Source organism: Oribacterium sp. FC2011 (assembly GCF_000701645.1).
GTDB lineage: Bacteria > Bacillota > Clostridia > Lachnospirales > Lachnospiraceae > Oribacterium.
The window spans coordinates 62,967-75,266 of sequence record NZ_JNJM01000004.1 but is presented as its reverse complement, the minus strand read 5'-3'; the positions used below and the strand labels follow the sequence as shown (position 1 = coordinate 75,266).

8 protein-coding genes and 1 tRNA gene are annotated in these 12,300 nt (G+C 45.1%); all 9 read right to left on the bottom strand.

Annotated features, from left to right (window positions below; all coding sequences use genetic code 11):
• Nucleotides 1-78: 78 nt before the first annotated feature.
• A tRNA-Leu gene (locus tag T357_RS0104355) sits at nt 79-162 on the bottom strand.
• A 446-nt stretch (nt 163-608) separates the two neighbouring features.
• Nucleotides 609-2,003 (bottom strand): Sapep family Mn(2+)-dependent dipeptidase, encoded by a 1,395-nt coding sequence (locus T357_RS0104350; protein WP_031549144.1) that lies wholly within the window; start codon nt 2,001-2,003, stop codon nt 609-611.
• An 11-nt stretch (nt 2,004-2,014) separates the two neighbouring features.
• Nucleotides 2,015-3,607, bottom strand: coding sequence for a peptide chain release factor 3 (locus T357_RS0104345; protein ID WP_031549141.1), 1,593 nt, complete (start codon nt 3,605-3,607; stop codon nt 2,015-2,017).
• A 171-nt stretch (nt 3,608-3,778) separates the two neighbouring features.
• Complete coding sequence (gene ftsZ, locus T357_RS0104340; RefSeq protein ID WP_031549140.1) at nt 3,779-5,062, bottom strand: cell division protein FtsZ; 1,284 nt, start codon at nt 5,060-5,062, stop codon at nt 3,779-3,781.
• A gap of 222 nt (nt 5,063-5,284) precedes the next feature.
• Nucleotides 5,285-6,103, bottom strand: coding sequence for a cell division protein FtsQ/DivIB (locus T357_RS0104335; protein WP_242840060.1), 819 nt, complete (start codon nt 6,101-6,103; stop codon nt 5,285-5,287).
• A gap of 165 nt (nt 6,104-6,268) precedes the next feature.
• Complete coding sequence (locus T357_RS0104330) at nt 6,269-7,396, bottom strand: FtsW/RodA/SpoVE family cell cycle protein (protein WP_031549136.1); 1,128 nt, start codon at nt 7,394-7,396, stop codon at nt 6,269-6,271.
• 131 nt (nt 7,397-7,527) lie between these two features.
• Nucleotides 7,528-8,991 (bottom strand): UDP-N-acetylmuramoyl-L-alanine--D-glutamate ligase, encoded by a 1,464-nt coding sequence (gene murD, locus T357_RS0104325; protein WP_255342795.1) that lies wholly within the window; start codon nt 8,989-8,991, stop codon nt 7,528-7,530.
• A 7-nt stretch (nt 8,992-8,998) separates the two neighbouring features.
• Complete coding sequence (gene mraY, locus T357_RS0104320) at nt 8,999-9,955, bottom strand: phospho-N-acetylmuramoyl-pentapeptide-transferase (protein WP_031549131.1); 957 nt, start codon at nt 9,953-9,955, stop codon at nt 8,999-9,001.
• A 141-nt stretch (nt 9,956-10,096) separates the two neighbouring features.
• Nucleotides 10,097-12,265, bottom strand: a complete 2,169-nt coding sequence (locus T357_RS0104315) for a peptidoglycan D,D-transpeptidase FtsI family protein (protein WP_242840059.1) — start codon at nt 12,263-12,265, stop codon at nt 10,097-10,099.
• Between the last annotated feature and the right edge of the window lie 35 nt (nt 12,266-12,300).

Here is a 12,300-nt window from a genome sequence, read left to right as displayed (position 1 = left end):
AAAGAGAAGCTATAGCAGAGATTACCGGGAAGACTGAGAACAAAAAAAGAGCACCAGGTCTAACCTGTTGCTCTTTGCTGCGGAGGATGGGACTTGAACCCACACGTCCTACCGGACACAAGATCCTTAGTCTTGCCTGTCTGCCAATTTCAGCACCTCCGCGCGACTCGTATAATATACAGCCTCGATATATAAAAGTCAAGAAAAAAATACTACAAATACAGAAATTTTTTTGGCCCCGAAAAAATTGCACTGATACAAAAAATATTTGACCCAGGTTCTAAAAACAGGATCGGCTGAACTGTTACAAATCTTCAAGCTGACCCATTTTGAACAATATCATAATGGAAGTCATCCATTATTGCTTGCAAACATGACTCATATTGTTGATTTGAAGATTTTGAAGCATTCTGATCAAACTCATCGTTTGACTCTCATGAAAATATCTTGAATTGAAGTCATCAATAATATGCTTGGGATTTGACTCATATCAAGCCATTATTGGATTTGCAGTCAATCAATTACATCTATATGGTTGACTCAATTTCAAGATAAACTAATTGAGACCATGGACGCAAGATTTGCCCCCATGGTCTCCTTTTGCAATTTTATGAGCAAAGCTCAATGATCGCCTCTGCGTACACCTTGGTGGCAATCACGATGTTATCGAGGTCGAAGAACTCGTCGGCGCCGTGCATGCGGGTGTCAACGCCCGGAAGGACTGCACCGAAGGCTACGCCGTTCTTTAACTCGTGAACATAGGTGCCGCCGCCGATGGCCATGGCTTCGCCCTTGAGGCCGGTTACTGTCTCGTAGGACTTAAGGAGCTTCTGAACAAATTCAGAGTCTGAAGGAACCGCATGAGGAGGAACTATACCCTTGCTTTCAAACTCAAGGCCGAGGGACTCAATACTTTTTCCTGCCACATCCTCACAGTTCTCCTTGGTTGCAATAAGCGGTGTACGGCTGTCGAACATGAGATCAAGCCCGGTAGTTGTGATATGGAACATATCCAGGGTGCATGTAAGATCGTGGGACTCTGCATCACTCATCTTGATGCCGAGGCCGGAACCGTCTGTAACTCCGTAAGGGAACAGCTTAAGTACATTCTTAATAGCCTTTATCTGCTCGCACTCGGGAAGAGGAAGCTTTGCAACAAGCATAAGTGCAGCGATGCCGGCATTCTTTCCAAGCTCGGGAGTTGATGCATGGGCAGACTCACCGATAACTGTTATCTCATTCATACCGGTCTGCTCACAGGTAACACCACACTCCTTTGCAACCTCGTCCATGGGAGCCTCAGCCATATTCATATCGAGACCCTCAAGTGTGATGACTGCCTTCTGGGGAACAGCATTAACGGCCACACCTGCCTCAAGTGAAACAAGTCGCGGTAAAGTCTTTGACTCCTCAAAGCTTTTTACGATTCCGGCTCTGAACTGACCTTTTTCTATATTTATAAGAGGGAACTCCGCATCCGGAGAAAATGTCATCTCTGCCTCGGGCTCTACAGCATAGTACTTCTCAATATCACTAGAACCTGTCTCTTCATCGGAACCCATAATGAGACGAACGCCCTTCTTAAGAGGGACGCCGCACTCCTTGATGGCGCGCATAGCATAAAGTGCGCAAAGAAGCGGACCCTTGTCATCAGATGTTCCACGGCCGTAGATTCTTCCGTCCTTTACTACAGGCTTAAAAGGCTCTGTAACCGTCCAGCCCTCGCCTGCGGGCACCACATCACAGTGGCAAAGCATGTCGAGGGTTCTGGGAAGCTCCGGATCAAAATCCGCAGTACCTACATAGCTGTTATAATTCTTTACTGAAAATCCGTACTTGTCGCAAAGATCAATCGCAAAGTTCAGGGCATCAAAGGGACCGTCTCCAAAAGGCTTTCCCTGCTCGTATGAGCCCTGTACAGAATTGATTGAGACAAAACCCTTCAGATCCTCTATAAGATCGTCTAAATGTTCCTCTATCCACTTATTTACTGATTCGTTCATATATTTACCTCTTAATTCTTTCCAAACTCAGTAAGCCTGAGATCCTTATTTCTGTCAAGCACCATACCTACCGACCACTCATGCGCGAACAGAAGCAGCGGGCGGTCCTTCAGATCCTTTACGATTTTCATGTCCGAAGTTCCCTGGATCTTGTCAATGTTGATCTCGGTGTAGTTCTCAACCCAGCGCAGATGCTCATAGGGCAGCATGTCGAGCTTGACGTCAACGTTGTACTCGTTCTTGAGACGGAAGGTGAGGACTTCAAACTGAAGTACACCTACAACGCCTACGATGATCTCTTCCATACCGGTGTTGTACTCCTGGAAAATCTGGATGGCACCTTCCTGGGCGATCTGGGAAATACCCTTCAGGAACTGCTTACGCTTCATGGTGTCTACCTGACGGACTCTTGCGAAGTGTTCCGGCGCGAAGGTAGGGATTCCCTCGTAAGCAAACTTCTTATTGGAAAGCTCCAGTGTATCTCCGATAGAGAAGATACCCGGATCGAAAATTCCGATAATGTCTCCGGCGTAGGCCTTTTCAACTATCTTACGCTCATCCGCCATCATCTGGGTAGGCTGGCTGAGCTTCACCTTACGGCCGGTCTGCACGTGATTAACTTCCATTCCTGCATCGAATTCGCCCGAGCATATACGCATAAAAGCGACACGGTCCCTGTGTTTTGGATCCATATTAGCCTGAATCTTAAAAACGAAGGCTGAGAACTGCTCGTCAACTGTATCGATAACGCCCTTGTCACTACTTCTGGGAAGAGGTGGTAATGTCATCTTCAGGAAGTGCTCAAGGAAGGTTCTGACACCGAAGTTTGTAAGAGCTGAGCCAAAGAATACAGGAGTAAGCTCTCCCTTATTGACTCTTTCCTGATCATAATCGTCAGAAGCTCCGTCCAGAAGCTCCAGATCCTCCTGAAGCTTGTCATAATACTCAAAACCCACAAGATCCTTTAACTTAGGATCATCAAGTTTTACGTCCTGCTCCTCAACAGCTTTGGTGCCGCCGGCATTGGCAGTAAAAAGCTCCACGGTTTCAGTCTCACGATCGAAGACGCCTTTGAAGTTGCGTCCGCAGCCAATGGGCCAGTTTACAGGACAGGTGTGGATGCCAAGAACGCTCTCGATTTCGTCAAGAAGCTCATATGGGTCACGGGCCTCACGGTCAAACTTATTAACAAAAGTAAAGATAGGAATGTGACGCATTACGCAGACCTTGAAAAGTTTGATTGTCTGAGGCTCAACACCCTTTGCGCCATCGATAACCATGACGGCACTGTCGGCAGCCATAAGTGTACGATAGGTATCCTCCGAGAAATCCTGGTGACCCGGAGTATCAAGGATATTTATACATTTATCTCCGTAATTAAACTGAAGCACTGAAGAAGTAACGGAAATACCTCTCTGCTTCTCTATCTCCATCCAGTCTGAAACTGCATGCTTGGTGGCCTTACGTCCCTTAACGGTACCTGCAAGGTTGATAGCACCTCCGTAAAGAAGGAACTTCTCTGTTAATGTTGTCTTACCTGCATCCGGGTGAGAAATGATCGCAAACGTACGTCTCTTCTCAATCTCTTCTTTTAAATTTGCCATGTCTTCTCCATATATAAATGTATCCTTAGGTATCCCGGGTGGATCATATATTCCTCTCCACCTTTGATTTCCAATATTTATACATCAAACTTTTTTATTCCGCGTTGCATCTTAACATAAAAGAGACTATGCCGTAAAGACATAGTCTCTTATTTTCCAAATATATACTCTTTATCTCTTGTTTCTCAGGAACTCAGGAATGTTGATTGACAGATCCTTGTTCTGCTGAGGACGGTAGCTTGGCTGAACTGAAGGAGCCGGCTCCATGCTCGGCATATGTGTCTCATGAACCTGAGGCGCAACTGAAGGAGTCTGAACTGAAGGTGCTGCCTGGTTCTGCATTGTATATCCTACAGACTGAGACGGTGTGTTGAGAAAGCTTGGAATAGGCTGTCTCTGAGTCTGTACCGGCTGTGGCTCACGAACAGGAACTGCCTGACGTGGTGCTGCCTGTGGTGCAACAGTCTTCTTCTCAGGAGCATCAAAAACAGACTGTGTTGCTTGCTCATCCTGAATGCCTGTAGCGATAACTGTGATCTTGCACTCATCCTGTGCGCTCTCATCATACATAGCACCGAAGATGATATTTGCATTCTCACCTGCAAGCTCCTCTACATAAGAAGCTGCCTCGTTTGCTTCAACGAGAGAGATATCACCTGAAATATTAATGATAACATCTGTTGCGCCCTGGATAGTTGTCTCAAGGAGCGGAGATGAAATAGCCATCTTAACAGCCTCTGTTGCCTTCTCATCACCCTTAGCTGCGCCGATACCTACATGAGCGATACCCTTGTCCTTCATAACTGAAGATACATCGGCGAAGTCAAGATTGATAAGACCGGGAACATTGATAAGGTCTGTGATACCCTGAACAGCCTGCTGAAGAACTTCGTCTGCCTTCTTAAGTGCATCCGGCATGGTAGTTCTTCTGTCAACGATCTCAAGAAGTCTGTCATTAGGAATAACGATAAGTGTATCTACAGATTCCTTAAGCTGCTCGATACCCTTTATAGCATTCTGCATACGCTGACGAGCTTCAAAACGGAAAGGCTTTGTTACTACACCAACAGTAAGGATACCCATATCCTTTGCAATCTTTGCAATGATAGGAGCTGCACCTGTTCCCGTTCCGCCTCCCATACCGCAGGTTACAAATACCATATCTGCGCCCTGCAAAGCTGCAGTAATATCCTCTGAACTTTCCTCAGCTGCCTTGGCACCAACCTCAGGTCTGCCTCCGCAACCAAGTCCCTTTGTAAGCTTTTCACCAATCTGCATAGTAGTTGGTGCCTGACTGAACTGTAAGGCCTGCTTATCTGTATTAACGCCGATGAACTCAACGCCGACAATGCCATCAGTCACCATGCGATTCACCGCGTTATTACCTGCGCCACCAACACCAACAACGATAATTCTTGCAGCTGCCTCTGACTCAGGAAGTTTAATCTCAAGCATAATCTTCCTCCTTCAACACTATATCATCCCATAATGTAGCTTGAATTTGCGTGACCACATACGCTTGTATTTCCAAATCTCATCTAGTCCGGTCACACACCCTAATTAAATATACATATTTATTTAACTATTATCAATAGCTTAACAGATTTTAGCACGCAGATAAGCGTTTTAAACCTAAGGTTTTTTCACTTATTTCTTACATTTTTATGACATTATTTCTTAAGTCGACGATCTGAAAATGTAGCTCTCATGATCGGTACTTTCATTGTAATCTGACAGATTAAGCGTACCCTTCAAGCCTTCAAGGTTCGGAAGTATATCCTTAAGGGTATATATCTTCATTTCCATGTCCTTGTTGCTTCCGAGATATACCTGGATGTCACCCATCTTTAAGGTAGCATTCAGAAGCTCATCATATGCGATCTCGTCACATTTGATCTCATTATCACTGAGAGAACCCGTAAGATTCAATATGTCATTAAAGACATGCATATTCTGAACCGGCAGCTCTTTATACAGAATTATGGATCCGAAGGTAAGTCCTGTGATCCTGGGAATGCCCGCCAGATTCTCCCTTGTGGACTCCACAACTATACCATCCTTATCAAAATACATATGGCTTGACATGTAATCAACATAACCAACTATATTTTTTTCGTACACGGTGATGCTTACGGAAAGGGGGCCTTCCCAGTTGATATCATATCTCTGTACAAAAGGAATCTGCTTATGCGGCTTGGTCTTGTCTTTCCAGAAACAGTAAAATGCATTTGTATCCCAGTAATCGGAAAAGATCTTCGACACCATCTCCTCACTGGTGTATCTGTTATTCCCTAAAACCTTAATGTTCTTTATCCTGGCGCTGGCAAGTATCACAGCCACAAGAAGAATGATGATGGCAAATCCTCCGAGAAGCATACGTCTTGCTTTCTTTTCCCGTTCGTAACGGTCTTCGTCTTCGTAGACATCATCATATTCGTCATCATCATATTCATCTTCGTAAAAATAATCGTCATTATTAAACTTATCTTTTTTCATACGTTAAATTATACAAAAACGCGATGTCATTTCAATAACATCGCGTTTATTTCTTAGTTTGATATTAATGTTTTAAGCTAAAGCTATGACTCACGCATATCAGTCTCTACATTACACCCTCACTGCAATGCAGTCTGTCAGGGTAATGCATACCCAACCGGCATCTTACGTTTCCAGCCTTATCTGTCTTGATACCGAAAGTGCGATTCCCATCTCTGCCATCAGAATAAAAAGTGAAGTACCTCCATAACTTATGAAAGGAAGTGTAACACCGGTATTCGGAATCGTATTTGTGGCAACCGCGATATTGAGGATTACCTGAAGTGCAACATGGCACATGATTCCGATTGTAAGCATTGACCCGAAAAGGTCTCTTGCATTTCTTGCATCATCGTAAAGTCTGTAGATGATGAATGCATAGATCAGGATGATGGACACCGCTCCGAAAAGTCCCAGCTCCTCACAGATGATGGTAAATATCATATCATTCTGTGCCTCAGGCATAAGGAACTTCTGAACCGATTCACCGAGACCCTTTCCAAAGATTCCTCCGGAACCTATGGCATAAAGCCCCTGCAATGTCTGGAAGGTTTCATCCGCATAACTCGAAGGGTCTTTCCAGGCAAAAATTCTCGTAAGCTGGTACTCCTGAAGTATGTTTAATCTCTGCAGGAGTCTCGCCACCGGATAGGCAAATATATAAACCGCGGTTCCCGCTGCACCTACCGCAACGAAAGGAACCACTTTTTTACTTGATATCCAGATCATGAAAAAGGTTATTCCCAGGATGATCATAGCCGTTGAAAGGTTTGATATGGCAATGAAAACTCCGGGCAGGACTCCCACTGCAGCAACCTGAAATATGGTTTTCCATTCATCCATATGGTAGATCTTCTTCGTTATCAATGTAGACAGCATGATGATAACCGCTACCTTTGTAACCTCCGAAGGCTGAAATCTCATACCGCCGAGGCTAAGCCATCTTGCGGATCCATGAGAAGCAACTCCGATACCCAGGGTTGCAACCTGAAGGAAGCAGGCAGCAGCGAAGATAATGGCACTGAATTTGGCATACAGGTGATAGTCTATAAAGGATACCAGCAGCATAAATACCACGCCGCCCACCGCAAATATCGCCTGTCTCTTCAGGAAATACATTGCATCATTCATGGAATTCTGTGCACTGTAACCCGATGCGGAATACATCAGAAGCAGTCCGAAACCCGTGACAAATATGATGGTAGACATCAAACTGAAGTCAAAGAAGTGTTTAATTTTCTTTTTCTTTCCCAAATATTATTCCCCCTCTGACTAATTGAGTCTGATCTTTCTATTCAAAGATGCTATTCAGTGACACCAGTCACTCGAATCTGCATCTTGCCTTCTCTTATACTCCAATTTCTATTCCTGAGTCATCACTCATTTCAGAGTGCATTTACACATTCCTTAAAGATGCGTCCTCTCTCCTCGAAATTCTTGAACATTCCCCAGGATGCGCAGGCAGGGCTCAGAAGCACGTAGTCACCGGCCTCGGCATAAGCTGCACTGGCCCTGACTGCTTCTTCCATATCCTCTGCAAATACAACATTGGTAAAACCGTATTTTTTAGCGCAGTCTGCGATAATGTTTCTGGTCTGACCTATAAGTATAAGATACTTAACTCTTCCTTCGAAAAGTTTGCACCAGTCATCAAACGGTATCTCCTTGTCATAACCTCCTCCGATAAGGATCGTAGGTCCCGGCATGGCAAGCAGTGCCTTGATTGCAGCATCAGGATTTGTGCCCTTGGAGTCATTATAATATCTTACTCCGTTTCTTTCTCTCACAAATTCTATACGGTGCTCAACCGGCTTGAAATTCTTAACCGCCTTCAGAATCTTCTTCATGGGAACATCCATATGCATGCATACGGCAATGGCACACATGATATTCTCATAGTTATGCGCTCCCAGAAGATTTGTCTCATGGACATCCAGAAGAACCTCATCTTTTCCATCATTAACATAATGGATATTCGGTTCTTTATAATATAATCCCTGTTTCAGAATATGTGAAGTACTGAACCAGATTACCTTCGGCTTTAAAGACTTTCTCTTTCCAAACTTCTTAAGCTCAGGATCGTCATAGTTTAAAACGATATAGTCCTCCTCTGTCTGATTGAGGGCTATATCCTCCTTGACTCTTGCATAATTCTTCATGGTCTTATGCCTGTCAAGATGATCCGGGGTAATGTTTGTAATGCAGGAAACATGTGGATGGAAATCCATTATGGTCTCAAGCTGGAAGGAGCTTACCTCAAGAACAGTGGCAGAATCATCCTTTGTTTCAAGGGCCTCCGCTGTATAAGGGTTGCCAATGTTTCCGCATATATGAGTATCTTCGTACTCTTCCTGAAGTATCTCTCCGATAAGAGATACTGTAGTTGTCTTTCCGTTGGTTCCGGTTACCGCGCAAAGCTTTCCTTTGCTTGACTGATATGCCAGCTCTATCTCACCCCAGATAGGAATCTTTGCTGTATCAAGCATCTTTACAAAGGGCTTGTCCAGAGGTATTCCCGGACTTATAACCGCAAGATCCACCTGTATGAGATCTGCAGGTTTCAGCTCACCTGCTATAACCGTAACCTGTGCTTTTTTGTCAAAATTTTTCAGGAGCTGCAGCTTATCAAGCTCCGCATTTGAGTCATAGAGGATAACCTCTCCTCCCAGACTAAGGATCTGCTTTGTTGCACAGATCCCGCTCTTTCCCGTGCCCAGCACGAGCACCTTCCGACTTTTCATTTCACTCACCCCGCCTAATAATATATGCTTAATCTTATTTTTTTGTTTACAGGAATCCCTCAGGGCATCCTTCAGCCCGCAGGCAGTCAGCGTTAAACCCTGATACACTCACTCTTTACATCCCAAGTCCAGCAATAAGACAAAGCAGTATTGTAATAATTGTAAATACTGTCACGACCTTAGTCTCAGACCATCCGCCCAACTCAAAATGGTGATGTATCGGTGCCATTCGGAAGATACGCTTGCCATGAGTTGCCTTAAAATAAGTCACCTGAATAATGACTGACAGTACTTCCACGAGATAAATCAGTGCAAAAAACGGTATAAAAAGCGGGATTTCCATTTCAAATGCAGCCGCCGCCACAAAACCGCCTAAAGCGAGAGAACCGGTATCTCCCATGAATATCTTTGCCGGATGACTGTTGTATACCAAAAAGCCGAAAAGGCTGCCGCAAACCGCACCTGCGATGGGCACAAGCTCACCATCGCCATTAAACATACTTACAAAGGCAATAAACATTGCTATCACAGATGTCACAGAGCTTGCAAGTCCGTCGATGCCGTCCGTGAAATTAGCTCCGTTATCGGTTCCAAGCACTATAAAGAGAAGCGCCGGCACATAAAACCACCCAAGGTCAAGATAGAAATCCGTAAAGGGTACCCTCATGAGATTTTCATAATCCGGAGAAATATAAAGATAAATGCCGAAGATCAGCGTGAATACAAACTGACAGGCAAATTTCTGTTTCGGATTGAATCCCTCAGACTGGTGCTTAACTACCTTTAAATAATCATCTATAAATCCAACGATGGCAAAGCCCACTGTAAGGAGCAGCACAGGGATTATCTTTGGATATCGCCCTACGAAAAACACACTTACGATAATGATGGCCAGCACAAAAACCAGGCCTCCCATGGTTGGAGTACCCTGCTTTTTAAGATGTGACTCAGGTCCGTCGTCACGAACCTGCTGTCCGAACTTCAGCTTGTGAAGTTCGGGTATGGCAAAGGGCATGACAGCCGCAACTATCACAAAGCCCAGTATTACTGAAATTACCAGATCAAGATACATTTTACTCTCCACAAAATATATAATGTCAAAAATTCGAGGTCCGACCGATTTGCGCTACAGCTGCCGGCAATTCCGGCCTGTTTTAATACTCTGCACGAAAGGTTGACGCCACGCAACAGGTTCATCGGACCCGGCTCAGATTCAGTCCTCTTCTTCAGCTTCTTCCGGCTGTTCTTCCAAACCTTCACCGCTGTTGGGAACCGCATCCGGAAGTTCGAAGCCTTCATCATCACCTGAGATTACCTCATCAGTAACGGGCGGTGCCTGAGTACGAACGACAGCATTACCCTCATCGTCAGTTTCAACTGTCTCAGACTCGCCATTCTCGTTATCAGAACCTGAGGTTACCTGTTCACCCATGGCTTCATCGTTGATACCTTCAGAACCTCCGGAAAGCTTCTTGTTAATGTTATCTTCCGGATCAGTATCACTAACCGGAGGAATATTCAGGAACTGAAGAGCATCATTCATGATTTTTCTTTCAATATAAATCGCGAAGGATGCTGTTGCCTGTGCCTCTCCCACAAGATTCGGAGTATCTACTATAACATATACTACAACCTGTGGATCCTCAACCGGCGCAAAGCCAATAAAGGAAACAAGATAGTTCTTTGCGGAACGGGGGATCTTCTCGGCTGTTCCGGTCTTTCCGCCTACATGGTAACCCTGGATCTTCGCCTTGGTACCGGTTCCGCCTTCAACAGTCTGGTACAGAGCTTCCCTGAGGAAATCACTGGTGGACTTTGAGCAGGTGGTTCTGAGCAGCTCAGGCTTCACATCCTGGATCACTGTGCCGTTTCCGTTCAGGATCTGCTTAACCACATGCGGCTTATAATAATTACCGCCGTTCACGATACTGCAGTAAGCCGCAGCCATCTGAACCATGGTAACGTTGTAGTTCTGACCGAAAGAGTTTGTAGCAAGAGTCGTACGTCCGAGACTCTCTGCCGGATAAACAAGAGTTGAAGTATCAGCTTCAGCCGGAAGATCGATGCCTGTCTTCTCTCCAAAACCGAAAATATGCTGGTACTTAACGAAATTTTCAGCTCCAAGTGCAAATGCTGTGTTCATGAGGTAGACATTACAGGATCTCATAAGACCTGTCTGTGCGTCGATAACACCGTCACCGTCATGATTGTGGCAGCGGATTCTCCATGTGTGGATGCCGTCGCTGAGAGCGATGAAACCTTCACAGTCAAAGGTTGTGGAAGGGGTAATAGCTCTCTCTTCAAGGGCTGCCGCTAGGGTAATGGACTTGGCTGTTGAACCCGGCTCATATGTGTCGGAGATGACAACATTTCTCCAAACCTGGTTCCAGGCAACCTGTTTACCGAAAGAAAGGATTTCATCCTCCGAAAAGTACTTTCCGACCTCATCCACGGAAATCTTTTCGGCATCGGGATTCTGTCTCTTGTAAACTCCCACCGCTTCTTTTCTTCCAAGCTCCATAAGCTCAGAGTTTGTGTACTGTGACTCATCCAGTTCTCTCGGATTGTTAAGATCAAACTGGTTGGTGGAACCCATAGCCAGGATCTCGCCGGTCTTCGGGTCCATAACGATGGCGCCTGCCACCTTGGAACCTACATCGTCATGCTGCCACTCATTGAGATATTTCTCAAGGGACATCTGAATGTTTGTATTGATGGTGGTAACCACAGTATCACCATCTGTCGGCTCCTTAAGAACAGACTTAAGCTTTGTATCGTTGTCAAGATAACCATACTCACGGCCATTAACGCCCATGAGGGTATCATTATAGAACTGTTCCACACCGCCGGTTCCCACTGAACCGTCAGCACTGGAGAAACCGATGACATTGCAGGCAAGTGAGCCGTAGGGATACATTCGCTTGTACTCGTCCTCAAACCATATGCCGCGGATACGGGCCTTATCACCCTTTTTCACATATACCGCGTTTTGATTTTTGATATACTCTTCAAACCCCGACTTTTCATCATAGGAAAGCTCTTTCTTATACTTAACATAAGACTTGTCGGCTTTCTCTTTGATGAGTGTCCGGAGTTCACTTTCATCATAACTAAAGTAGGATACCAGAGCCTGAATAGTAGGCTCCACATATCTGTCTCCCTCACCGGAATGGATGACCTTGGGATCCAGTATAAGATTATATACTTTCTGGCTGGTGGCAAGCACAGTGCCGTTCCTGTCCATGATGTCTCCACGACGGAAAGGAATGGTTCGGGAGTCATAGGAAGCCTGTCTCTGGGACAGAACTATCTTGTTGTACTCCTCACTGTTATTTTTTACCAGCATGTATATCGCCACGATAAGGGCAATTAAAGCTAGCATTATCACACCAAGTGTGACGGCTAGCTTTCTCTGCA